A 24,088-nucleotide genomic window follows, 5' to 3' on the forward strand; every position below is an offset into this window, starting at 1 on the left:
TCAGCTTGGCGCGCCCGGTTCAGGGTGCAGGCGCGGCCCCGTTCCACTCGCAGTAACAGCCTACCGCCAGGGTGTGGGTCGCATTGACCTCGCGCCCGCCTTCGAGGGCTTGCAGGATCGGCTCGATAAAGCTGTTGCTGGAGTTACACGTCAGCCCTTCGCTGTAGGGCCCGAAATACGCCAGCTTGCCGCTGCGGTCCCAGATGCCCACGGCAGGGCTGGCAGGCAGGTGCTGGGCGCCTGGCACGGCCTTGAGGGCCTTCATCGCGCCGAGGGTGGCGGGTAACTGGCCGTGGCTGCCGGCTTTCTGCAGGGAATAGAACTCCACGCCTTGGGGGGCGTACTGCTCGATCAGTTCGCTGAGGTGCTGTTGGTTTCCGACATTGCACGGGCAGGCCGGGTCCCAGAAGTGCACCAGGCGGATCGGGCCCGGGCCGGCAAGCTCGGCCGGCAGGCTCAGGCTGTCACCGGAAAACACCGCCGTATGCTCACTGAATGCCCGCAGGTAACGCCCCTGGAACCAGTCATACGCCGCCCATAACACCCCGGCGCAAATGATCACGATCAGGCTGGCGAAGAGGGTGGTGCGGTAGGGCTGTCGCATTTGGATCGATCCTCGGAGGACGCGTAGCTTGCCATGCTTGCCCTGACAGATGAATATCGCGGCTCGATATTCATCTGTTCAATGCGTTGAAGCCACAGTCTGGAAGTTCTTATGCCCGTTACGTTTGACCCTGATCATCTGCGCGAAAGCTTGCGGCCCCTGGTGGACGCGCAGCCGCTTTCTGCCGAGGCCCGGGTCTACCAGCGCTTCTACGGCCTGGACCTGCCCGCCCGCAAGGTGCCCGCAGTGAGCCGCCTGGGGCGGTTTGCGGTGGATGGGTTCGAGGTGGTCTGCCAGGTGTGGTGGCCGCCCGTTCCGGTGGCGACGATGTTCCTGTTCCATGGTTTCTACGACCATATGGGCCTGTACCGCAATGCCGTGGATTGGGCGCTGGACCAGGGCTTTGTGGTGATTGCCTGCGACTTGCCGGGCCATGGTTTGTCCAGCGGCGAGCGGGCCAGCATCGATGACTTTGCGGTGTACCAGGACGTGGTGCAGGCGCTGTTTGAGCAGGCCAAGGCGTTGCAGTTGCCGCAGCCGTGGCACCTGTTCGGGCAAAGTACCGGCGGCGCGATTGTGGTGGATCACCTGCTTAACCATGGCGTCGACAGCCCGGCCCAGGGCAAGACCTTTTTGCTCTCACCGCTGGTGCGTCCCCGCGCCTGGGGCTGGTCGCAGCTCAGTTATTACTTGCTCAGGCCGTTCGTCAAAGGCATCGCCCGGCGTTTCAGCGATAACACCAACGACCCGCAGTTCAAGCCGTTCCTGGAGGCCGACCCGTTGCAGCCACGGCAGTTGCCCACCGCCTGGGTGGGCGCGTTGGCGCGCTGGATCAAACGCATTGAAGCGGCGCCACGCAGTACGCGGCGGCCGTTGATCGTGCAGGGTGAGGAAGACATGACGGTGGACTGGCAGCACAACCTGAAGGTACTGCGCAGCAAGTTCGACCAGCCGGAAATCTTGATGCTGCCGCGCGGCAGGCATCACTTGGCGAATGAGATTCCGGAGATTCGGCAGGTGTACTTCAAGTTTCTAAGTGATCACCTGGCCTGAGATCGTTCCCACGCTCCGCGTGGGAACGCCTCCGAGGACGCTCCGCGTCCCGTGACGCAGAGCGTCACCAGCTGCGCTCCCACGCGGAGCGTGGGAGCGATCAATCGGTGTCAGGGTGCCAGGCTTGAGGTGCTTTGGCCGACCGCCAGGCCGGCGCGAATCGCCGCCAGTGCCGCTTTGTAGTACGCCTTGCCATCCGGCGACTCCGCGAATGTCGCGAACTCCTCCAGCTCCGGGTCGGACAGATCCCGGTAGACGTATAGCAACGTGTTGTTCAAATCATTGCCAATCTGCTGCATCAGGCGCTCACGCTGGCCATTCAGCATGCCTTGTGCCTGGCCGCCGCCCAACAGGCCGGGGATCATCTGGCTCAAGCTGTCGGCGGCCACACCGGCAATCGCCAGGCTGACTTCAGCCCCGGCTTCCCGCGCAGGCAGCGCCTGGGCCAGGTGGCCAATGATCAGGCTGCGGGTGGCGTCGGCCTCCATATGCGGCAAGCCCTGGGCATTCTTCGCCAGTTGATCCCGGCGGGTGGCCAGCAACTCGGCGGCGACAATCTTGCGGCCAAGGGGCGATTGGAAGAAGGCCAAAGCCGGCTTCGGGTCCGCCAGATTCTTGCGTAGCTGTGCTTCGGCGCGCTGGTCTACCGACTGCGGCGCAAAGCGTTTATTGCTGTTGTCCACCAGCGCTTGATACACCGCCGGCGGCAAGCTGTTGCGGTAGCGTTGCTGGGCGGCACTGAGGGCGTCATTAAAATGCGCGCGCTGGTCTGCCCAGCCGGCGACCTTGTACAACTGGTCATGGCTGTCTGCCCAGGCGGGCAAAACGCAGAGCATCAGCAAGGAAAAAAACAAACGACGCATAGGGACTCCTGTCAGTCGGCCACTATTGTCCGTGTCGGACGTAGGATTTGTCGAGAAATCCTATCGGTCTCCTGACTAAAGTGTATTCAGACGCTCGGCGGCTCTGTCGGATTCACAGGCGTATGGATACTATGCGCGCCATGCCCATACCCTCCGATCACCCGCTTCTGTTACGCATTGTCGATGACCTGGCCGCACAAGGCTGGTCGCAGCAGAATATCTTCCTGCCCGAGGCTCTGACCCTCGAACTGGCGGCTGAGTGCCATAAACGCGCTGCCGAAGGCGAATTGGCGCCCGCCGCCGTCGGACGCGGGCCGTCCCAGGAGATTCGCGAGGGCATTCGGGGGGATCATATCCAGTGGCTGGAACCGGGTGAGGTAGTCGCCTGCGACACCTACCTCGAGCTGATGGACAGCCTGCGGGTGGCAATGAACCGCGGCCTGTTCCTCGGCCTGGAAGACTTCGAAAGCCACTTCGCGATGTACCCGCCGGGTGCGTTTTACCTCAAGCATGTAGACCGTTTTCGCGATGACGACCGGCGCATGGTGTCGGCAGTGATCTACTTGAACAACGCCTGGCTGCCGGAGCATGGTGGCCAGTTGCGCATGTACCTCAAGGGCGACGTCGAATACGATGTGGTGCCCATCGGCGGTTGCCTGGTGGTGTTCCTGTCGGGGGAGATCCCCCATGAAGTCATGCCCGCCACCCGCGAACGCCTGTCCCTTACCGGCTGGTTTCGCCGGCGGGGTAACGAGCCGTTCTGATGATGCAAAAGATTCTGGTCAGCCGCTGCCTGCTGGGGCACCGGGTACGCTACGACGGAGGCGCCAGCGGGCCTTTCGACCAACTCGCCGCATGGCAGGCCGAAGGCCGGGTGGTTGCCGTTTGCCCCGAGGTTGCGGGAGGTTTGCCGACGCCACGGCCGTCTGCCGAAATTCCGGGCGGGCAGGGGATTGACGTGTGGGAAGGCCGTGCCCAGGTGCTGACGGCCCAAGGGGAAGACTTCAGCGAAGCCTTCCTCGAAGGTGCCCGCCAGGCGTTGGCCTTGGTGCAGCGTCACAACATCCGGGTCGCCGTGCTCAAGGCCAACAGCCCGTCCTGCGGCAATCTGCTGACCTATGACGGCACCTTCACCGGCGTGAAGGTCACGGGCGAAGGCGTGACGGCGGCATTGCTCAAGCGCCATGGGGTGTTGGTATTCAGTGAGCTGGAACTGCCCGAAGCGGCAGCGGCCCTGGCCAAATTCTCCAGCCCGACATAGATCAACATGTGGGAGCGGGCTTGCTCGCGAAAGCGGAGTGTCAGTCACTAGATGCTCAAGCTGACCCCCCGCATTCGCGAGCAAGCCCGCTCCCACATTGACCGAGTCGTTTATTCGGCCTTTTTGACCGGCTTGCTCGCATCCATTCCGAACCACTTCTCCGACAACGCCGTCAGCCGGCCATCGGCCTTAATCCGTTGCAGGGCCTTGTCCAGGCTGGCCTTGAACGCCGGGTTACCCTTCTGGAACGGAATCGCCAGGCTCAGCGTAGGGCCGACATCTGCGCCTTCCTTCACCGGCAACTGGCTGTCGCGAATCGCGTAGGGGATCAGCAACCGGTCACTGATGGCCGCATCGATCTGTTGGTCAGCGACGTCCTTGATCGGCTGCCTGGCATCGGCATAGCTGCGCAAATCAACGCCCTCGGCGGTGCGCGCCTGCTCCACAAACTGACTGCCCTGGGCCACGCCCAGCGCCTTGCCCTTGAGCGCCGCGAAGCTGCCCAGCGGGCGTTGTTCCTGCTTGCGCACGATCAGTTGTGCACTGGAGTAGCTGTAGGGCTCGCTGAAGTCGAAACGATCCGCCAGTTCAGGAGTCATAGCGATATGGTTGATGGCCACGTCGTACTTGGCGCTTTCCACGCCAGGTAGCAGATCGGCGGCATCGACGGTGATAAAGGAGGGGCGTACGTCCATTTCCTTGGCCAGTAACTCACCCAGTTCCACTTCAAAGCCGGTGAGTTTGTCGCCTTCCTTGAAGTTGAAGGGCGGGGTGTTGGCTTCCAGGGCGATGCGCAATTCCCCGCGGTCAAACACATCGTCAATCAGTTCGGCATGGGCCAACGGGCTTACAAGGGGAAGTAAAAGTAACAGGCCAGGCAGGAAACGCATGGTCTCTCCTAAAGAATTCGAATGAGCGAGGCGCTGTTCCGGCTCGCTTTGCTATGGTGTTGAGTGCCTTGGACAGCAATTTGTCGCGAAGTTGTCATAACCCTACAGATTTCACCGAAAAACTGGAGAAGTGAATGAAAGCCTTTTTGACCCGTGCAACCCTGGCCAGCCTATTGCTGGGTGCTTCGATGTTGGCGACCGCTGCTGATGGCATTCCGCGCAGCGCTCCACCAGAAGGTGCCAAAGTGTTCATCGTGTCGCCAAAAGACGGCGCCACTGTCGATAAAACCTTCACCGTGAAATTCGGCATGGAAGGCCTGAAACTGGCCCCGGCCACCAGCCAGGACCCGGGCACCGGCCACCACCACCTGCTGATCGACCAGAAAGCATTGCCTGACGCCAGCGTGCCAATCCCGGCCACCGACACCGTGATCCACTACGGCAAGGCCCAGACCGAAACCGAGCTGACCCTCACCCCAGGCAAGCACACGCTGCAACTGGTCGCCGGCGACAAACTGCACATGCAGTTCAACCCGACTGTAGCCTCGAAAGTCATCACGGTTAACGTCAAGTAAGATTTGTTCAGACAAAAAAAGGGAGACCCGAGGGTCTCCCTTTTTTAGGCGCGTTTAACGATTAGAACAACACGCGGCTACGGATAGTGCCGTTGATGTGTTGCAGCTTCTCTTGCGCCAGGTCCGAGTACTCGGCGTCTACGTCGATCACCACGTAGCCGACTTTCTCGTTGGTCTGCAGGAACTGACCGGAAATGTTGATGCCGTTTTCCGCGAAGACCTTGTTGATCTCCATCATCACGCCAGGGATGTTCTGGTGGATGTGCAGCAGACGGTGCTTGCCAGGGTGAGCCGGCAGCGCTACTTCCGGGAAGTTGACCGAAGACACCGACGTACCGTTGTCGCTGTACTTGACCAGTTTCTCCGACACTTCCAGGCCGATGTTGGCTTGGGCTTCAGCGGTGGAACCACCGATGTGCGGGGTCAGGATCACGTTGTCCAGGCCACGCAGCGGGCTTTCGAAGATGTCGTCGTTAGAGCGCGGCTCTACCGGGAACACGTCGATGGCGGCGCCGATCAGGTGTTTGTCCTTGATCGCGTCGGCCAGGGCGTCCAGCTCAACAACAGTGCCGCGTGCGGCGTTGATCAGGATCCCGCCCTTCTTGATGGCGCGGATTTCCTTCTCGCCGATCATCCACTGGGTCTCAGCGGTTTCCGGTACGTGCAGGGTCACGATGTCGGACATGCCCAGCAGCTCGGTCAGGCTCGACACCTGGGTGGCGTTGCCCAATGGCAGCTTGGTCAGGGTGTCGTAGAAGAACACCTGCATGCCCAGGCCTTCGGCCAGAACCGACAGTTGAGTACCGATCGAGCCGTAACCGACGATACCCAGCTTCTTGCCGCGGATTTCGAAGGAGTTGGCTGCGCTCTTGATCCAGCCGCCACGGTGGCAGGAAGCGTTCTTCTCAGGAATACCGCGCAACAGCAGGATGGCCTCGGCCAATACCAGCTCAGCCACGGAGCGGGTGTTGGAGTACGGTGCGTTGAACACCGCGATGCCGCGCTCGCGCGCTGCGTTGAGGTCGACCTGGTTGGTGCCGATGCAGAAACAACCTACAGCGACAAGCTTCTTGGCGTGATCGAAGATCTCTTCGGTCAGCTGAGTGCGGGAGCGAATGCCGATGAAGTGCGCGTCGGCGATCTTTTCCTTGAGCTGGGCTTCCGGCAGAGAACTGGTGATGTACTCAATGCTGGAGTACCCAGCAGCCTTCAGAACGTCGACGGCCGATGGGTGGACGCCTTCCAGAAGAAGGAACTTGATCTTGCTCTTATCGAGAGAAGTCTTGCTCATCTGCGTAAACCTGTATCCCGGAGAAAAATGGCAGGGAATCGGATCACGTAAGCTGACCCGGACGGCAGGAAAGCCGTCACCGCAGAACGCCCTTGGGCACTATCCTGCGGGGGCGGTATGCTAGCATACGTGCCCCGCTAAACACCCATTCCTGCGACGTGAAGCGTTCTCAGGATGACCATGAATTGTTCGAGAGTTCTGTCGATGACCCATCCTGCCCTGATTGATGAGCTGAAGACCCTGGTTGAGCCTGGCAAGGTCCTGACCGATGCTGACTCCCTTGAGGCTTATGGCAAGGACTGGACCAAGCATTTCGCCCCGGCCCCGGTCGCCATCGTCTTCCCGAAGACCACCGAACAGGTGCAGGCCATCGTCCGTTGGGCCAATGAACACAAGGTGGCGCTGGTGCCGTCCGGTGGTCGTACCGGCCTGTCGGCTGCTGCGGTGGCAGCGAATGGCGAAGTGGTTGTGTCCTTCGACTATATGAACCAGATCCTCGACGTGAACCTCACCGACCGCACCGCCGTGTGTCAGCCGGGCGTGGTCACCAAGCAATTGCAGAACGTCGCCGAAGAAAAAGGCCTGTACTACCCGGTGGATTTCGCCTCGTCCGGTTCCAGCCAGATTGGCGGCAATATCGGCACCAATGCCGGCGGGATCAAGGTGATTCGCTACGGCATGACCCGTAACTGGGTCGCCGGCATGAAAGTCGTCACTGGTAAGGGCGACCTGCTGGAACTGAACAAAGACCTGATCAAGAACGCCACCGGCTACGACATGCGTCAACTGTTCATCGGCGCTGAAGGCACCCTGGGGTTTGTGGTCGAAGCGACCATGCGCCTGGACCGTGCGCCGAAAAACCTCACCGCGATGGTGCTCGGCACCACCGATTTCGACTCGATCATGCCGGTGTTGCACGCCTTCCAGAGCAAGCTGGACCTGACCGCGTTCGAGTTCTTCTCCGACAAGGCCCTGGCCAAAGTCCTCGGTCGCGGCGATGTTCCGGCGCCGTTCGAGTCCGGCTGCCCGTTCTACGCGCTGCTGGAATTCGAGGCGACCACCGAAGAAGTGGCCAACGACGCCCTGGCCACGTTCGAACACTGCGTGGAGCAGGGCTGGGTGCTGGACGGCGTGATGAGCCAGAGCGAAACCCAACTGCACAACCTGTGGAAGCTGCGCGAGTACATCTCCGAGACGATCTCCCACTGGACGCCGTACAAGAACGACATTTCGGTGACTGTGTCGAAAGTGCCGGCCTTCCTGAAGGAAATTGACGCGATCGTCGGCGAACACTACCCGGACTTCGAAATCGTCTGGTTCGGCCACATCGGCGACGGCAACCTGCACCTGAACATCCTCAAGCCGGAAAACCTGAGCAAGGACGAGTTCTTCGCCAAGTGCGCGACCGTCAACAAGTGGGTGTTCGAGACCGTGCAGAAGTACAACGGCTCGATCTCCGCCGAACACGGCGTGGGCATGACCAAGCGCGACTATCTGACCTACAGCCGCTCGCCGGTTGAAATCGAATACATGAAGGCAGTGAAAGCGGTGTTCGACCCTAACGGGATCATGAACCCGGGCAAGATTTTCGCTGTTTAACAGTCCCTGAAGGAGTCGGTCCATGAGCTACCAGCACAAGTATGTCGACGGCACCAATATTCACTTTCCCCTGGGGAAAGTGGTGTGCATCGGGCGTAACTACGCCGAACACGCCAAGGAACTGGATAACCCGGTGCCTACCGAGCCGCTGCTGTTTATCAAGCCCGGTAGCTGCGTGGTGGCGCTGGAAGGTGGTTTTGCCATCCCCACCGAGCGCGGTTCGGTGCACTACGAAGCGGAAATCGCCGTGTTGATCGGCAAGCCTCTGTCGGCCAAGCCGAGCCGCGAGGAAGTGCTGGACGCCATCTCCGGCTTCGCCCCGGCCCTCGACCTGACCCTGCGGGATAAACAGGCCGAGCTGAAAGCCAAGGGCCTGCCGTGGGAAATCGCCAAGTCGTTTGATGGCGCGGCAGTGATTGCCCCGTTCGTGGTCGGCAGCACGTTCCCGGACGTGACCGACATCGGCATCCGCCTGACCATCAATGGCGAAGTGCGCCAGGACGGCAACAGCGCGATCATGCTCAACCCGATCATCCCGATGATCCAGTACATGGCCGGCTGCTTCTCCCTGCAGGCCGGCGATGTGATCCTCACCGGTACACCGGCCGGCGTGGGCCCGCTGAATGTGGGTGACGAGCTGGTGCTGGAATTGCCGGGTGTGAGCCGCTTCGAAAGCAGCGTTCGCTAAATACCGGGCGAAACGCGGTTCAAAATGTGGGAGCCGGGCTTGCCCGCGATAACGGTGTGTCAGTCGCCTTGAATGTTGACTGAGCCGCCGCCATCGCGGGCAAGCCCGGCTCCCACATTGTTTTGTGTTTGCCTGGAAGCACCGGTTTTTGCATTTTTTTCACACCCCATCCGGATAATCCTCAGCCTCCTGCGCGCGGACCTTGTGATCCTGTGCTATCCCCTAAAGCTGACTTTCTGGAAAGCGTAATGGCCGTGCCTCTCCCATCCGTAAAACCCTCGTTGCGTTCACGCCTTGCCATGCGCTGGTATTCCTGGCTGTTCCTAGCCGGCGCGATCATTTACGGCGTGGCCTGGGCGATGCATTGGGATGACCGTGGCGTGCTGTGGGTGGCGGAGGGCTTCGAAACCCCGACCGAGCGCCTGGAAAGCGTCTGGCTCCCGGACTACCGCGCGGTGATCGATGCCAAGTTGCTGCCCGGAATGGAGAAGGACGAAGCCTCGGACCTCACCTACAACCCGCTGACCAAGACTCTGTTCTCGGTCATGGGCAAAAACCCGTTCCTGGTTGAATTGACCCTGCAAGGCGACGTACTGCGCAAGATGCCGCTCAACGGCTGGAACAACCCGGAAGGCGTGACCATGATGGAAAACGGCTTGATGGCCGTGGTCGATGAGCGTCAGCACAGCCTGACCATCATCAAGGTCGACCCGCAGACCCAGCAGTTGAACAAAGCTGACTTCCCGTCCTACGACCTTGGCCCGTCGAAGGACCAAAACAAAGCCTTTGAAGCCGTGACCTGGGACAAGCGCAACCAGCAACTGATCCTCGGCGAAGAGCGCCCACCGGCGCTGTTCACCTGGAAAAGCGACGGCAGCCAGACCCTCACCGGCGACAAGCAAAAGCTCGCCAGCACCGAGTTGGACATGCGCAACCTCTCAGCGCTGACCGTTGATCCGCGTACCGGCCACCTGCTGGCGTTGTCGGCGGATTCCCATCTGTTGCTGGAACTGGACGAGAAGGGCGAGCAAGTCAGCTTCATGACGTTGCTCGGCGGCTTCAATGGCTTGAAGAACACCATTCCTCGTGCCGAAGGCGTGACCATGGACGAGAGCGGCACGCTGTACATGGTCAGCGAGCCGAACCTGTTCTATCGCTTCGAGAAGCAGAAACAGTAGTTCGATTACGTCAGATTTCTCTCTATCTGCGGCATCCGCCAGACACCCGGGGCGTTTAAGTTTAAATTCAGGCGACCGTGATATTCATTCGCCAGTTTTCACTTTGAGCCCCGCCCGATGCGTCGACTTGCCCGTCCAAAGCCTGCCTTTTTCATCCTGATCCTGATCGCCTTGGTGGCTGTCGGCGTGGTCGCGCAGCAATTGCGACTGTTCGAGCGTGCCTGGTTCAACTGGCAGTCGTGGCGTAATCCCGCCGGTGAGCACTCCATTGGCCTGGGGAATTACCAGGTGGCCCTGGAGGCGCAGGTGATCGACGGTCTCAACGATGATGTCTCGGCCCTGACCTTCGATCCGGTGCGCAACAGCCTGTTTACCGTGACCAACAAGAATGCCGAGCTGGTGGAGCTGTCCCTGGACGGCAGAATCCTGCGACGCATTGCGCTGGTGGGTTTTGGCGACGCCGAGGCTGTGGAGTACATCAGCGACAACACCTACGTCATCAGCGACGAGCGCCAGCAGCGGCTGATCAAGGTCCACGTGGATGACGACACCAAATTCCTTGATGCCGCCGACGCCGAGCAAATGACTCTCGGCGTGCACCTGGGCGGCAACAAGGGCTTCGAAGGCCTGGCCTATGACTCGGTGGGCAAGCGTTTGTTTGTGGCCAAGGAACGCGACCCGATGCTGATCTACGAGGTCCACGGCTTTCCCCATTTCAAACCGGAAAAAACCTACTCGGTGCACGTGATCAACAACCCCAAGCGCGATGCCGGGTTGTTTGTGCGTGACCTGTCGAGCCTGCAATACGATGAGCGCAGCGGCCATTTGCTGGCGCTGTCGGATGAGTCATTCCTGGTGTTGGAGCTGGATATCGACGGTCGTCCCCTGAGCAGTTTGTCGCTGCTCAGGGGGCGGCATGGCCTGAAGCAGCGCGTGCCTCAGGCCGAGGGGATTGCCATGGACAACGACGGCACGTTGTACATGGTCAGTGAGCCCAATCTTTTCTATGTATTCAAGAAATGAACCCGATCCCAGCCATGGCGAAGATCGAAGGTGGGAGCTGGCTTGCCTGCGATGCAGGCGACGCGGTCTTTCAGTAGTGCCGGGGCGATGCCATCGCAGGCAAGCCAGCTCCCACACTGGGTCTGTGGTGCTTTTATGCCTTAAGGGTTTTCACGCCTTCCGGGGTGCCCAGCAGCAGTACGTCAGCCGGACGGGCCGCGAACAAACCGTTGGTGACGACGCCGACGATGGCATTGATCTGACGCTCCAGTTCCACCGGATTGGTGATCTGCATATTGAACACGTCGATGATGATGTTGCCGTTGTCGGTCAGCACGCCTTCGCGGTACACCGGGTCGCCGCCCAGCTTCACCAGCTCGCGGGCCACGTGGCTGCGGGCCATCGGGATCACTTCCACCGGCAGCGGGAACGCGCCGAGGACGGGCACCAGTTTGCTGGCGTCGGCGATGCAGATGAAGGTCTTGGCCACGGCCGCTACGATCTTCTCGCGGGTCAGGGCTGCGCCGCCGCCCTTGATCAGGTTCAGGTGTGCGTCGCTTTCATCGGCGCCGTCGACGTAGAACTCCAGGTCGCTGACGGTGTTCAGCTCATACACCGGGATACCGTGGCCCTTGAGCCGCGCGGCGGTGGCTTCGGAACTGGCAACCGCGCCGTCGAACGCGCCCTTGTGCAGGGCCAGCGCATCGATAAAGCAGTTGGCGGTGGAGCCGGTGCCGACACCGACGATGCTTTTATCGTCGAGTTTAGGAAGGATTAAATCGACGGCGGCCTGGGCCACTGCCTGTTTGAGTTGATCCTGGGTCATGCGGGCTCCGGAACGGGCGGGGAGTAAAGAGGGGCGCGAGTATAACCCAACAAAACCTCGGTTTTCGTGTGGTCGCCCGGCCAAACGCTGGGTTAGACTCCTTGGCCCTGCCCAACCCGCCCAGTGATGCTTTCCGATGCTTGAACAGTACGTCAAAAAGATCCTCACCTCGCGCGTTTACGACGTTGCCGTAGAAACCCCGCTGCAGACCGCCCGCCAGCTCTCCGAGCGCCTGGGCAACAAGGTCTGGCTCAAGCGCGAAGACTTGCAGCCGGTGTTCTCGTTCAAGATTCGCGGTGCCTACAACAAGCTGACCCAATTGAGCGCCGAAGAACGGGCGCGCGGTGTGGTCACCGCTTCAGCGGGCAACCACGCCCAGGGCCTGGCCCTGGCGGCCAAGGTGCTGGGGGTCAAGGCCACCATCGTGATGCCCAAGACCACCCCCGAAATCAAGGTCGAAGGCGTGCGCTCCCGTGGCGGCAAAGTGGTGTTGCACGGGGATTCGTTCCCGGAAGCGCTGGCGTATTCGCTGAAGCTGGTCGACGAAAAGGGCTATGTCTACATTCACCCCTACGATGATCCGCACACCATTGCCGGGCAGGGCACCGTGGCAATGGAGATCCTGCGCCAGCACCCGGGGCCGCTGGACGCGATTTTCGTCCCGGTGGGCGGCGGTGGCCTGATCGCGGGTATCGCGGCCTACGTGAAATACCTGCGGCCTGAAATCAAGATCATTGGCGTCGAGCCGGACGACTCCAACTGCCTGCAAGCCGCCATGGCGGCGGGCGAGCGCGTGGTCCTGCCGACCGTGGGCATCTTCGCCGACGGCGTGGCAGTGGCGCAGATCGGCCAGCACACCTTCGACATCTGCAAGGACTACGTGGATGAAGTGATCACCGTCAGCACCGATGAAATCTGCGCGGCGATCAAGGACATCTACGACGACACCCGCTCCATCACGGAGCCGGCTGGCGCCCTGGGCGTGGCGGGCATCAAGAAGTACGTCGAGACCCGTGGCATCACCGGGCAAACCCTGGTGGCCATTGATTCCGGGGCCAACGTCAACTTCGACCGCCTGCGCCATGTGGCCGAGCGCGCCGAGCTGGGTGAAGGCCGCGAAGCCATCATCGCCGTGACCATTCCCGAGAAGCCGGGCAGCTTCAAGGCCTTCTGCGAGGCCGTGGGCAAGCGCCAGATCACCGAATTCAACTACCGCTACCACTCCGGCCGCGAGGCGCACATTTTTGTCGGCGTGCAGACCCACCCGGAAAACGACCCGCGCAGTGCGCTGATCGCCAGCCTTACCAGCCAGGGTTTCCCGGTGCTGGACCTGACGGAAAACGAACTGGCCAAGCTGCACATCCGCCATATGGTCGGTGGCCATGCGGCGCACGTCAGCGACGAAGTGGTGTTCCGCTTCGAATTCCCGGAACGTCCGGGGGCGCTGTTCAACTTCCTCAACAAATTGGGCGGGCGCTGGAACATCTCGATGTTCCACTATCGCAACCACGGTGCTGCCGATGGGCGCGTGGTGGCGGGCCTGCAAGTGCCGGCGGACGAGCGCCACCTGGTGCCCGCGGCGCTGGAAGCCATTGGCTACCCGTACTGGGATGAAAGTGATAACCCGGCCTACCAACTGTTCCTCGGTTGAGCGACTACGCTGACTGAGCGGCCTACAAGGAATCGAGAACATGGAAACGCTGACCACCCTTAAAGTTATCCACATCGCGGCCACGGTGTTGCTGCTGCTCAGCGGTGTCGCGCTGGCGGTGCTGGCCTGGCGCAAACGCAGTGCGGGGCCGGCCTATACCGTGCAGCGGCCGTGGGTGTTTGTGTGGTTGTTGATGGGGATTTGCGTGGTGAGCATGCCGTTCACTGGCTGGTGGCTGGCGCACTTGATCGGCTGGCCGCTGGGGCAAACCTGGATTCTGGGCTCGAGCGTGATCTACACCGTGGCGGCGCTGAGCTGGTTCTGGCTGGTGGCGCGGCTTAATCGACTGCGGTTGGGCGGGGCGGGGAGTGTGAACTTTACTTTGGCGCTGGCCGTGGTCAGTTTGGTGGGGTTTGTGGCGATTGCCGGGTTGATGGGGGCTAAACCCGTTTAGGGCTTGAAACCGGGTCGCCTTCATTCGCGAGCAAGCCCGCTCCCACATTCGACTGCATTCCAAAGGTGGAACTCGATCAAATGTGGGAGCGGGCTTGCTCGCGAAAGCGTTATCAGCTGCGCAGAGTAATTACCGGCCAACCACGCTTCTCAGCCTCAGCCCGCAGATTAGGATCCGGATCCACTGCCACTGCATGCGTCACCTGCTCCAACAGCGGCAGGTCATTCATCGAATCGCTATAGAAGTAACTGTCCTCCAGGCTAAACCCGGTCTCTTCCAACCAACGATTCAAGCGCGTCACTTTACCTTCGCGAAAGCACGGTACATCGGTGCTGCGTCCGGTGTAGCGGCCGTTTTCCATCTCGCATTCGGTGGCGATCAGGGTTTCCACGCCCAGGCGTGCGGCAATTGGCGCGGTGACGAAACGGTTGGTGGCGGTGATGATCACCAGCTTGTCGCCAGCGGCGCGGTGCTTGGCCAGCAACTCAACCGCCTGGGGCAGCATGATCGGCTCGATGCAGTCGCGCATGTAGTCACGGTGCCACTCGTCCAACTGGGCCATCTCGGTGCGGCCGAGGATTTCCAGGCAGAAGTTCAGGTACTCGGCGTTATCCAGCTTGCCGGCCAGGTAGTCCTGGTAGAACTCATCGTTGCGGGCCTTGTAGGCCACGGCGTCGAGAATCCCGCGTTCACAGAGGTAATCGCCCCAGGCGTGATCGCTGTCACCCCCCAAAAGCGTGTTGTCCAAGTCGAATAAAGCCAGGCGCATTGCAGTTACTCGCTGAAAAGTCTGTAAAAAGGCGTCCAGAATACGGTCTTTTCACAAGAGTGCACATAAGGTAAGCAGCCTCGTTGCCGCTGTATCAATCTTTGTGGAACAATGCGGTGACATGCGTTTGCGAGGTTGTTGCCGTGATCGACCCCGATGGTTTCCGTCCTAATGTCGGGATTATTCTTACGAATGATGCCGGACAGGTGCTATGGGCTCGCCGTATCAACCAAGATGCCTGGCAGTTTCCTCAAGGCGGAATCAACCCCGACGAAACCCCTGAAGACGCCTTGTACCGTGAGTTGAACGAAGAAGTAGGCCTTGAACGTGAAGATGTGCAAATTCTGGCCTGCACCCGAGGCTGGTTGCGCTATCGTTTGCCGCAACGTCTGGTGCGTACTCACAGCCAACCGCTGTGCATCGGCCAGAAACAGAAATGGTTTCTCCTGCGCCTGATCTCCAACGAGCAGCGGGTGCGGATGGATTTGACCGGTAAACCGGAGTTCGATGGCTGGCGTTGGGTCAGTTATTGGTATCCGTTGGGCCAGGTGGTGACATTCAAGCGCGAGGTTTATCGTCGCGCTCTTAAAGAGCTTGCCCCGCGCCTTTTAGCGCGCGACTGACGACGGAGTTCGACCCCGAGCCATGCTCAATACGCTGCGCAAGATCGTCCAGGAAGTTAACTCCGCCAAGGATCTCAAGGCGGCGTTGGGGATTATTGTGTTGCGCGTCAAGGAAGCCATGGGCAGCCAGGTCTGCTCGGTTTACCTGCTGGACCCCGAGACCAACCGTTTTGTCCTGATGGCCACCGAGGGCTTGAACAAGCGCTCCATCGGCAAGGTCAGCATGGCGCCCAATGAAGGTCTGGTGGGCCTGGTGGGGACGCGTGAAGAACCCCTGAACCTTGAAAACGCTGCCGATCACCCGCGTTATCGCTACTTTGCCGAAACCGGCGAAGAGCGCTACGCCTCGTTCCTCGGTGCACCGATCATTCACCACCGCCGCGTTGTCGGCGTGTTGGTCATCCAGCAGAAAGAACGCCGCCAGTTCGACGAAGGTGAAGAAGCCTTCCTCGTGACCATGAGCGCGCAGCTCGCCGGGGTTATTGCCCACGCCGAGGCCACCGGTTCGATTCGCGGCCTGGGGCGCCAGGGCAAGGGTATCCAGGAAGCCAAGTTCGTCGGCGTACCGGGTTCGCCGGGCGCAGCCGTCGGTACCGCCGTGGTGATGCTGCCGCCGGCCGACCTGGACGTGGTGCCGGACAAGACCGTCACCGACATCGACGCTGAAATCATCCTCTTCAAGACCGCCCTCGAAGGGGTGCGCAATGACATGCGCACCCTGTCGACCAAGCTGGCCACCCAGCTGCGGCCTGAAGAACGGGCGCTGTTCGACGTGTACCTGATGATGCTCGACGACGCGTCCCTGGGCAGCGAAGTCAAGGACGTGATCAAGACCGGCCAGTGGGCCCAGGGCGCGCTGCGCCAAGTGGTCACCGATCACGTCAACCGTTTCGAATTGATGGACGACGCCTACCTGCGCGAACGCGCCTCGGACGTGAAAGACCTCGGTCGCCGCCTGCTGGCCTACCTGCAGGAGGAACGCTCGACCACGCTGGTGTACCCCGACAACACCATCCTGATCAGTGAAGAACTGACCGCCACCATGCTCGGCGAAGTGCCGGAAGGCAAACTGGTGGGCCTGGTCTCGGTATTGGGTTCGGGTAACTCCCACGTCGCGATCCTGGCCCGGGCCATGGGCATCCCGACGGTGATGGGCCTGGTGGACCTGCCGTATTCCAAGGTCGACGGCATCGAAATGATCGTCGACGGCTACCACGGCGAGGTCTACACCAACCCCAGCGAAGTGCTGCGCAAGCAATACGCCGAGGTGGTGGAAGAAGAACGCCAGCTGTCCCAGGGCCTCGACGCCCTGCGGGAACTGCCGTGCGTGACCCTCGACGGCCACCGTGTACCGCTGCTGGTCAACACTGGCCTGCTGGCGGACGTGGCACGCGCACAACAGCGCGGCGCCGAAGGTGTAGGGCTGTACCGCACCGAAGTGCCGTTCATGATCAACCAACGTTTTCCGAGTGAGAAGGAGCAGCTGGCGATTTATCGCGAGCAACTGTCCGCCTTCCATCCGTTACCGGTGACCATGCGCAGCCTGGACATTGGCGGCGATAAGTCACTGTCATATTTCCCCATCAAGGAAGACAACCCCTTCCTTGGCTGGCGCGGTATTCGCGTTACCCTCGACCATCCTGAAATCTTCCTCGTCCAGACCCGCGCCATGCTCAAGGCCAGCGAAGGCCTGAACAACCTGCGCATCCTGCTCCCGATGATTTCCGGCACCCACGAGCTGGAAGAAGCCCTGCACCTGATCCACCGGGCCTGGGGCGAAGTGCGCGACGAAGGCGCCGACGTGCCGATGCCGCCGATTGGCGTGATGATCGAGATTCCGGCGGCGGTGTATCAGGCCAAGGAGCTGGCGCGGCAGGTGGACTTCCTGTCGGTGGGTTCCAACGACCTGACCCAGTACCTGCTGGCCGTGGACCGCAACAACCCACGGGTGGCCGACCTCTACGATTACCTGCACCCGGCGGTGCTGCAAGCCTTGCAGAACGTGGTGCGCGACGCCCATGCCGAAGGCAAGCAAGTGAGTATCTGCGGTGAGATGGCCGGTGACCCGGCGGCGGCCGTGCTGTTGATGGCGATGGGCTTTGACAGCCTGTCGATGAACGCCACCAACTTGCCGAAGGTGAAATGGATGCTGCGCCAGATCAACCTGAGCCGGGCCAAGGAATTGCTGGCGGAGTTGATGACCATCGACAACCCGCAAGTTATCCACAGCTCGCTGCAATTGGCGCTGAAGAACCTTGGGTTGGCGCGGATGATCAATCCGGCGTCTGCAAAAACCCTCTAACCGGATTTCAGAGCCTGTCCCCAATCGAAATGTGGGAGCGGGCTTGCTCGCGAAAGCGGTGCATCAGTCAGCTTATGTATTGGCTGACACGCCGCCTTCGCGAGCAAGCCCGCTCCCACATTTAGTTTGCGTGAGGTTCAGATTTTGAGTTCAACTTCACCCAACTGTCCGCCATACGGCCCGAAACTGCGCTCCACGATATGCCGTGTCCCGTCGGCATTCACAATCAGCGCCGTGCTCGCCCGCGTCCCGTAACTGGGGCTGGCAATAAACACACTCGACAACAGGCTCTCCGTCGCCAGTCCCACGCCGGTGTCCGGCAAGTCGGCAAACGGGGCGGTCTGCGGGTCGCTCAAAATCTCCAACAAGGCCTCGGGCTGCGGATCTTCCAGCACTTGCGCCAGCGCCGCCTTGGCCTTCAACAACTTCGGCCACGGCGTATCCAGTCCCGCATTGGATAACCCATAAACCCCTGTTTCCAGGCGCGTTGGCGCAGACTCCTTGGCGTTGTAATGCCAAAGCTCGTCCCGCGTCCCGACCAACAGGTTAAACCCGGCATACTCAATGGATCTGCCATTAACGTCGGCCAAATAGTCGTCAATCGACAGCGAACCGCTGAGAAATCGCGCCACCAATTCGCCCCGCGACTTGCGGGCCGGCGGCTGGTGCGGGTCACGAATATTGGTCAGCGCCGCAAAGCGCCCCTCCGCCCCAACCCCCAGCCAAGTCCCGCCCGCTTCCTGGTCGCGTCCGGCGTAAACATGGGGCGCATCCAGCCACTGGGCCAACGGCAGACTGGGCCGGGCATAAAACTCATCACGGTTGGCCGCGACGATCAGCGGCTGGGCGTGGCCCGGCCGCCAGGCAAAAACAATCAGGCACATAAGGCAATCCCTTTGTGTTTTGCCCACTCTACCCATAGAACCCTGTGCTTTGCATCCGTTAACATGCCGGTCTGTTTTCGGGGGCTCCCATGGAATTTCTGCTGTATTTGCTGCTGGGTTCCTGTGCGGGCATGCTCGCCGGGCTGTTCGGCGTGGGCGGCGGGATCATTATCGTGCCCGTGCTGGTGTTCAGCTTCACCTTGCAGGGCTTCGATCCCTCGGTGTTGACCCACCTCGCTGTCGGCACATCCCTGGCGTCTATTATCTTCACGTCGGTCAATGCGGTGCGTGAGCATCACCGGCGCGGTGCCGTGCGCTGGCCGATCTTTGTGTGGATGGCCGTGGGCATCCTGCTGGGCGCAGGCGTTGGCGCGCTGACCGCCGAAGCGATCTCCGGGCCGCACTTGCAGAAGATCATTGGTGTATTCGCCCTGGTGATCGCCTTGCAGATGACCCTGGAGCTCAAGCCCAAGGCCAGCCGCCAGGTGCCGGGCAAGCTCGGCCTGACCCTGGCGGGCGGCGTGATCGGCTGGTCGTCGGCGATTTTCGGCACCGGCGGCGGTTCGTTGACCGTGCCGTTCCTGACCTGGCGCAGCGTGCCGATGCAGCAGGCAGTGGCCACCTCGTCGGCCTGCGGCTTGCCGATCGCCCTGGCCAGTGCGTTAAGTTTCATGATTCTGGGCTGGCATGATCCGCTGCTGCCCGAGCATAGTCTCGGCTTTGTGTACTTGCCGGCGCTGCTGGGCATCGCCCTGACCAGCATGGTGGCAGCCCGCTTTGGCGCGCGCCTGGCGCATCGGTTGTCGCCGCGCTTGCTCAAGCGGCTGTTCGCCGGGCTGCTGTTTTGTGTAGGGCTGAATTTTTTGCTGTAACGCAGGCTTAATCGCGCACCGGCATGGTCCGATGCGCCATGACTATTGATTTAACGAGGAGTCGCAATGCTGCCTTACCCGCAGATCAACCCGGTGGCCGTGGCCATCGGTCCGCTGCAAATCCACTGGTACGGGTTGATGTACCTGATCGGCATCGGCGGTGCCTGGTTGCTGGCTTCCCGGCGCCTGAACCGTTTCGATCCGACCTGGACCAAGGAGAAGCTCTCCGACATGGTGTTCTGGATGTCGATGGGGGTCATCGTCGGCGGACGCCTGGGGTATGTGCTGTTCTACGACCTGCCAGCCTACATCGCCAACCCGACGCTGATCTTCGAGGTGTGGAAGGGCGGCATGGCGTTCCACGGCGGGTTTGTGGGGGTGATGATCGCCGCCTGGTGGTTTGGCCGGCGTAACGGCAAGTCGTTCTTCCAGCTGATGGACTTCGTCGCACCGTTCGTGCCGATTGGCCTGGGCGCCGGGCGCATCGGTAACTTCATCAATGCCGAATTGTGGGGCAAGCCGACCGACGTGCCGTGGGCCATGGTGTTCCCGCCGTTCAGCGACCCGGCGCAATTGCCGCGTCACCCGTCGCAGCTGTACCAGTTCGCCCTGGAAGGTGTGGCGCTGTTCCTGATCCTCTATATCTTTTCGCGCAAGCCACGCCCAACCATGGCCGTGTCGGGCATGTTCGCGCTGTTCTACGGGATCTTCCGCTTTATCGTCGAGTTCGTGCGGGTGCCGGATGCGCAGCTGGGCTACCTGGCGTGGGGCTGGTTGACCATGGGTCAGATTCTCAGCCTGCCGATGATCATCGCCGGCCTGGGCCTGCTGTGGTGGGCTTACAATCGCCCGCAAGGCATCAAGAACACCGCGCTTTAAATTCGAACGCCGGGGCCCGAGGGGCCCGGCTTCAACGATACAGGTATAGACATGAAGCAATATCTCGAACTACTGAACGATGTCGTGACCAATGGCCTGACCAAGGGCGACCGCACCGGCACCGGCACCAAGGCCGTGTTTGCCCGTCAGTTTCGGCATAGCTTGGCCGACGGCTTCCCGCTGCTGACCACCAAGAAGCTTCACTTCAAAAGCATCGCCAACGAATTGATCTGGATGTTGAGTGGCAACACCAACATCAAGTGGCTGAACGAGAATGGCGTAAAGATCTGGGACGAATGGGCCACCGAAGACGGTGACCTGGGCCCGGTGTACGGCGAGCAGTGGACCGCGTGGCCAACCAAGGACGGCGGCAAGATCAACCAGATCGACTACATGGTCGAGACCCTGAAGACCAACCCCAACAGCCGCCGCATCCTGTTCCACGGCTGGAACGTCGAGTACCTGCCGGACGAGACCAAGAGCCCCCAGCAAAACGCCCGGGACGGCAAGCAAGCGCTGCCGCCTTGCCACCTGCTGTACCAGGCCTTTGTGCATGACGGACATCTGTCGATGCAGTTGTACATCCGCAGCTCCGACGTGTTCCTCGGCCTGCCGTACAACACTGCGGCCCTGGCGCTGCTGACCCATATGCTGGCCCAGCAGTGCGACCTGATCCCTCACGAGATCATCGTCACCACGGGCGACACCCATGCCTACAGCAACCATATGGAACAGATCCAGACCCAGCTGGCGCGCACGCCGAAGAAGCTGCCGGAACTGGTGATCAAGCGCAAACCTGCGTCGATCTACGATTACAAATTCGAAGACTTTGAAATCGTGGGCTATGACGCTGATCCGAGCATCAAGGCCGACGTGGCTATCTAAAAGCGCTCTCGGTCCCAATGTGGAAGCGGGCTTGCTCGCGAATACGGTGTATCAGAAACACACTCAGTGGCTGACACTCCGCTTTCGCGAGCAAGCCCGCTCCCACATTTGTTTTGTGTACACATTCAATGGCCGTGGCTTCTGCCTACATGTGAGGGCTCAGCCTCGCTGGCCGCGACACTCCCGCTGACCTCCAGCCGCTGCAAAATCCCGCACTGATCCAGATCCGGCCCGCCGCCGCAGCGTTGGCGCAGGTCAAGCAACTGTTCCTGCAACGCCAGCAGCCCGTCGATCCGCGCCTTCACGTGGTGGATGTGCTCATCAATCAATGCATTCACGCTTTCGCACTGGTCCTGAGGACTGTCCCGCAGGCCCAGCAGGCTACGAATTTCCTCAAGGGTCATGTCCAGACTGCGGCAGTTGCGGATAAACACCAGCCGTTCGGTGTGCGCCTGGGTGTACAGCCGGTAATTACCGTCACTGCGCGCAGGCGGCGGCAGCAGGCCTTCTTTCTCGTAATAACGGATGGTTTCCACCTGGCAATCCGTCAATTTTGCCAATTCGCCGATCTTCATCGCAGCAATCTCCAAAAGGGTGCTTGACCCTATAGTGGCTACAGGGTCTTTACTTGGCAACAGGCACCTTTACGGACGCGACAGAATGAGCGACTCCATCCACACCCCGCACAAGCACGACCACGACCATGATCATGACCACGCGCACGATCACGGCCCCAAGCTCAAGCCTGTGCAGAAGCACGACCATGGCAGCCATGGCGATTCCTGCTGTTCCAGCAAGGCCGCGCCGACACTGGTGAAGCTGACCGAAGCCCCGACAGCGGGCTCGCGGCTGAGCACCTTCCGCATCGAAGCCATGGACTGCCCCACCGAGCAGACGCTGATCCAGAACAAACTGGGCAAGCTTGCGGGTGTGCAGCAGCTGGAATTCAACCTGATCAACCGCATTCTCGGCGTGACCCACGACCTGCCGACGACCGCGCCGATCATCGACGCCATCAAGTCCCTGGGCATGCAGGCGGATCCCATCGAGGAAGGCGTTACCCCGGCTGAGCCGCCGGCGAAGAAGCACTGGTGGCCGCTGGCTGTGTCCGGCGTGGGTGCTCTAGGTGCTGAAGTGCTGCACTTCACCAACGCAGCCCCGACGTGGGTGATCGCCCTGGTCGCGCTGATCTCGATCTTCAGCGGCGGCCTCACCACCTACAAAAAGGGCTGGATTGCCCTGAAGAACCTCAACCTGAACATCAACGCCCTGATGAGCATCGCCGTCACCGGCGCGATCCTGATCGGCCAGTGGCCGGAAGCCGCGATGGTGATGTTCCTGTTCACCGTGGCCGAGTTGATCGAAGCCAAGTCTCTGGACCGTGCACGTAACGCCATCAGCGGCCTGATGCAGATGACGCCGGAACAGGCCACGGTCCGTCAAGCGGACGGCAGTTGGGTTGAACAGGACGTTAAAGTTATCGAATTGGGCTCTATCGTACGGGTTCGTCCCGGCGAGCGTATTGGCCTGGACGGTGAAGTCACCTCTGGCCAGTCCACCATCGACCAGGCGCCGATTACCGGTGAAAGCCTGCCGATTGAAAAGACTGTGGGCGATAAAGTCTTCGCCGGCACCATCAATCAGGCCGGTTCTCTGGAATACAAAGTCACTGCAGCCGCCAACAACTCCACCCTGGCGCGGATCATCCACGCCGTGGAACAGGCCCAGGGCGCCCGCGCGCCTACCCAGCGGTTTGTCGACACCTTCGCCAAGGTCTACACCCCGGCGGTGTTCATCTTTGCCTTGGGCGTGGCGTTGATCCCGCCGCTGTTCATGGGCGGCGTGTGGTTTGAATGGGTTTACCGCGCGCTGGTGCTGCTGGTGGTCGCGTGCCCATGTGCACTGGTGATTTCCACTCCGGTGACCATCGTCAGCGGCCTGGCCGCTGCGGCGCGCAAAGGGATCCTGATCAAGGGCGGCGTGTACCTGGAGGGCGGTTACAAGCTCGACTACCTGGCCCTCGACAAGACCGGCACCATCACCCACGGGAAACCGGTGCAAACCGATTACCTGGCGCTGTTCCCGAACATGGAAGACAGCGCGCCGGCCCTGGCCGCCAGTCTGGCTGGGCGTTCCGATCACCCGGTGTCCCTGGCCATCGCCAACGCGGCTGTGGATAAGAATCTCGCCGTTCACACGGTGGATAACTTCGAGGCCCTGACCGGTCGCGGTGTGAAGGGTGAAATCAATGGCGAGGTCTACTACCTGGGCAACCACCGCCTGGTGGAAGAGCTGAACCTGTGCTCGCCGGCCCTGGAGAAGAAGCTCTTCGCCCTGGAAAAACAAGGCAAGTCCGTGGTCCTGTTGCTGGACAAATCCGGCCCGCTGGCGCTGTTCGCCGTGGCCGACACCGTGAAAGACACCAGCCGCGAAGCCATCCAGCAGCTGCACGACCTGGGCATCAAGACCCTGATGCTGACCGGCGACAACTCCCATACGGCCAAGGCGATTGCTGATCAGGTCGGCATCGACCAGGCTCAGGGCGACCTGTTGCCTACCGACAAGCTGCAGGCCATCGAAGCGCTCTACGCCAAGGGCCACCGGGTGGGCATGGTCGGCGACGGTATCAATGACGCCCCGGCCCTGGCCCGTTCCGAGATCGGGTTTGCCATGGCTGCGGCCGGTACCGACACCGCCATCGAGACCGCCGACGTGGCCCTGATGGATGATGACCTGCGCAAGATTCCGGCATTCATTCGGCTGTCGCGGCAAACGTCGAGTATCCTCAAGCAGAACATCGCCCTGGCCTTGGTGATCAAGGCGATCTTCCTCGCGGTGACCTTCCTTGGGATGGCCACCATGTGGATGGCGGTGTTCGCCGACATGGGCGTGAGCCTGCTGGTGGTATTCAATGGTCTGCGCCTGCTGCGCAAATAGTC

General features: G+C 61.1%; 24 protein-coding genes. 16 read left to right on the forward strand and 8 right to left on the reverse strand.

Going from position 1 to position 24,088, the window contains the following annotated elements:
• Window positions 1–19: 19 nt before the first annotated feature.
• On the reverse strand, window positions 20–604 hold the full coding sequence (locus BLU46_RS17820; protein WP_017476573.1) for a DUF6436 domain-containing protein: 585 nt from the start codon (window positions 602–604) through the stop codon (window positions 20–22).
• 111 nt (window positions 605–715) lie between these two features.
• Between BLU46_RS17820 and BLU46_RS17825 the strand changes: the two genes are divergently transcribed.
• Complete coding sequence (locus tag BLU46_RS17825) at window positions 716–1,657, forward strand: phospholipase BipL (RefSeq protein WP_063026431.1); 942 nt, start codon at window positions 716–718, stop codon at window positions 1,655–1,657.
• Between the two features lie 110 nt (window positions 1,658–1,767).
• On the opposite strand, the gene BLU46_RS17830 is transcribed toward BLU46_RS17825, so the two are convergent.
• Window positions 1,768–2,520, reverse strand: coding sequence for a DUF2059 domain-containing protein (locus BLU46_RS17830; protein ID WP_063026433.1), 753 nt, complete (start codon window positions 2,518–2,520; stop codon window positions 1,768–1,770).
• Window positions 2,521–2,651: 131 nt separating this feature from the next.
• On the opposite strand from BLU46_RS17830, the gene BLU46_RS17835 reads away from it, so the two are divergent.
• Together BLU46_RS17835 and BLU46_RS17840 are read left to right on the forward strand one after the other, a co-directional pair.
• A complete protein-coding gene (locus tag BLU46_RS17835) occupies window positions 2,652–3,284 on the forward strand; it encodes a 2OG-Fe(II) oxygenase (protein ID WP_076013039.1) in 633 nt (210 codons plus the stop codon).
• Window positions 3,285–3,286: 2 nt separating this feature from the next.
• Window positions 3,287–3,781 (forward strand): DUF523 domain-containing protein, encoded by a 495-nt coding sequence (locus BLU46_RS17840; protein WP_093210166.1) that lies wholly within the window; start codon window positions 3,287–3,289, stop codon window positions 3,779–3,781.
• A 110-nt stretch (window positions 3,782–3,891) separates the two neighbouring features.
• Here the strand turns inward: BLU46_RS17840 and BLU46_RS17845 are convergent, their stop codons facing one another.
• Window positions 3,892–4,671, reverse strand: coding sequence for a transporter substrate-binding domain-containing protein (locus tag BLU46_RS17845; protein WP_017476568.1), 780 nt, complete (start codon window positions 4,669–4,671; stop codon window positions 3,892–3,894).
• A 134-nt stretch (window positions 4,672–4,805) separates the two neighbouring features.
• Here BLU46_RS17845 and BLU46_RS17850 point away from each other — a divergent pair, with 134 nt between their 5' ends.
• On the forward strand, window positions 4,806–5,246 hold the full coding sequence (locus BLU46_RS17850; RefSeq protein ID WP_063026439.1) for a DUF4399 domain-containing protein: 441 nt from the start codon (window positions 4,806–4,808) through the stop codon (window positions 5,244–5,246).
• Between the two features lie 61 nt (window positions 5,247–5,307).
• Here BLU46_RS17850 and serA read toward each other — a convergent pair whose 3' ends face one another.
• Window positions 5,308–6,537 (reverse strand): phosphoglycerate dehydrogenase, encoded by a 1,230-nt coding sequence (gene serA / locus BLU46_RS17855; protein ID WP_010167810.1) that lies wholly within the window; start codon window positions 6,535–6,537, stop codon window positions 5,308–5,310.
• Between the two features lie 204 nt (window positions 6,538–6,741).
• On the opposite strand from serA, the gene BLU46_RS17865 reads away from it, so the two are divergent.
• The 4 genes from BLU46_RS17865 (at window position 6,742) to BLU46_RS17880 (ending at window position 11,025) form a co-directional block, all read left to right on the forward strand.
• Window positions 6,742–8,136, forward strand: coding sequence for an FAD-binding oxidoreductase (locus BLU46_RS17865; RefSeq protein ID WP_093203951.1), 1,395 nt, complete (start codon window positions 6,742–6,744; stop codon window positions 8,134–8,136).
• Window positions 8,137–8,158: 22 nt separating this feature from the next.
• Entirely contained in the window at window positions 8,159–8,824 is a 666-nt protein-coding gene (locus tag BLU46_RS17870) for a fumarylacetoacetate hydrolase family protein (RefSeq protein ID WP_003213842.1), read from the forward strand.
• Window positions 8,825–9,072: 248 nt separating this feature from the next.
• Window positions 9,073–10,002, forward strand: a complete 930-nt coding sequence (locus BLU46_RS17875) for an SdiA-regulated domain-containing protein (RefSeq protein ID WP_063026441.1) — start codon at window positions 9,073–9,075, stop codon at window positions 10,000–10,002.
• A gap of 117 nt (window positions 10,003–10,119) precedes the next feature.
• A complete protein-coding gene (locus BLU46_RS17880; RefSeq protein ID WP_093203956.1) occupies window positions 10,120–11,025 on the forward strand; it encodes an SdiA-regulated domain-containing protein in 906 nt (301 codons plus the stop codon).
• 133 nt (window positions 11,026–11,158) lie between these two features.
• Here the strand turns inward: BLU46_RS17880 and rpiA are convergent, their stop codons facing one another.
• The gene (gene rpiA / locus BLU46_RS17885; RefSeq protein ID WP_008438935.1) at window positions 11,159–11,830 is read right to left on the reverse strand and encodes a ribose-5-phosphate isomerase RpiA; all 672 of its coding nucleotides are present in this window, start codon (window positions 11,828–11,830) and stop codon (window positions 11,159–11,161) included.
• 136 nt (window positions 11,831–11,966) lie between these two features.
• Here rpiA and ilvA point away from each other — a divergent pair, with 136 nt between their 5' ends.
• Both ilvA and BLU46_RS17895 read left to right on the forward strand, forming a co-directional pair.
• The gene (ilvA, locus tag BLU46_RS17890) at window positions 11,967–13,481 is read left to right on the forward strand and encodes a threonine ammonia-lyase, biosynthetic (RefSeq protein ID WP_003213834.1); all 1,515 of its coding nucleotides are present in this window, start codon (window positions 11,967–11,969) and stop codon (window positions 13,479–13,481) included.
• Between the two features lie 40 nt (window positions 13,482–13,521).
• Window positions 13,522–13,935, forward strand: coding sequence for a DUF2269 family protein (locus tag BLU46_RS17895; RefSeq protein WP_093203960.1), 414 nt, complete (start codon window positions 13,522–13,524; stop codon window positions 13,933–13,935).
• Between the two features lie 112 nt (window positions 13,936–14,047).
• On the opposite strand, the gene BLU46_RS17900 is transcribed toward BLU46_RS17895, so the two are convergent.
• Window positions 14,048–14,704 carry a histidinol-phosphatase gene (locus BLU46_RS17900; protein ID WP_093203964.1) on the reverse strand — a complete coding sequence of 219 codons (657 nt, stop codon included), beginning with the start codon at window positions 14,702–14,704 and terminating at the stop codon, window positions 14,048–14,050.
• A gap of 143 nt (window positions 14,705–14,847) precedes the next feature.
• Here BLU46_RS17900 and BLU46_RS17905 point away from each other — a divergent pair, with 143 nt between their 5' ends.
• Window positions 14,848–15,327: an RNA pyrophosphohydrolase gene (locus tag BLU46_RS17905; RefSeq protein WP_003176750.1), complete on the forward strand. Its 480-nt coding sequence runs from the start codon at window positions 14,848–14,850 to the stop codon at window positions 15,325–15,327.
• Window positions 15,328–15,349: 22 nt separating this feature from the next.
• Window positions 15,350–17,629 (forward strand): phosphoenolpyruvate--protein phosphotransferase, encoded by a 2,280-nt coding sequence (gene ptsP / locus BLU46_RS17910; protein ID WP_010167790.1) that lies wholly within the window; start codon window positions 15,350–15,352, stop codon window positions 17,627–17,629.
• 137 nt (window positions 17,630–17,766) lie between these two features.
• Here ptsP and BLU46_RS17915 read toward each other — a convergent pair whose 3' ends face one another.
• Window positions 17,767–18,513 carry an NRDE family protein gene (locus BLU46_RS17915; protein WP_093203969.1) on the reverse strand — a complete coding sequence of 249 codons (747 nt, stop codon included), beginning with the start codon at window positions 18,511–18,513 and terminating at the stop codon, window positions 17,767–17,769.
• 89 nt (window positions 18,514–18,602) lie between these two features.
• Between BLU46_RS17915 and BLU46_RS17920 the strand changes: the two genes are divergently transcribed.
• The 3 genes from BLU46_RS17920 (at window position 18,603) to BLU46_RS17930 (ending at window position 21,149) form a co-directional block, all read left to right on the forward strand.
• On the forward strand, window positions 18,603–19,385 hold the full coding sequence (locus BLU46_RS17920) for a sulfite exporter TauE/SafE family protein (RefSeq protein ID WP_017476560.1): 783 nt from the start codon (window positions 18,603–18,605) through the stop codon (window positions 19,383–19,385).
• 66 nt (window positions 19,386–19,451) lie between these two features.
• A complete protein-coding gene (gene lgt / locus BLU46_RS17925; protein ID WP_008438947.1) occupies window positions 19,452–20,264 on the forward strand; it encodes a prolipoprotein diacylglyceryl transferase in 813 nt (270 codons plus the stop codon).
• Window positions 20,265–20,315: 51 nt separating this feature from the next.
• A complete protein-coding gene (locus BLU46_RS17930) occupies window positions 20,316–21,149 on the forward strand; it encodes a thymidylate synthase (protein ID WP_008438950.1) in 834 nt (277 codons plus the stop codon).
• A gap of 125 nt (window positions 21,150–21,274) precedes the next feature.
• Here the strand turns inward: BLU46_RS17930 and cadR are convergent, their stop codons facing one another.
• On the reverse strand, window positions 21,275–21,724 hold the full coding sequence (gene cadR / locus BLU46_RS17935; RefSeq protein WP_017476559.1) for a Cd(II)/Pb(II)-responsive transcriptional regulator: 450 nt from the start codon (window positions 21,722–21,724) through the stop codon (window positions 21,275–21,277).
• An 85-nt stretch (window positions 21,725–21,809) separates the two neighbouring features.
• Between cadR and BLU46_RS17940 the strand changes: the two genes are divergently transcribed.
• Window positions 21,810–24,086, forward strand: coding sequence for a heavy metal translocating P-type ATPase (locus tag BLU46_RS17940; protein ID WP_093203973.1), 2,277 nt, complete (start codon window positions 21,810–21,812; stop codon window positions 24,084–24,086).
• Window positions 24,087–24,088: the final 2 nt, after the last annotated feature.

This window comes from Pseudomonas yamanorum (genome assembly GCF_900105735.1).
Lineage (GTDB): Bacteria > Pseudomonadota > Gammaproteobacteria > Pseudomonadales > Pseudomonadaceae > Aquipseudomonas > Aquipseudomonas yamanorum.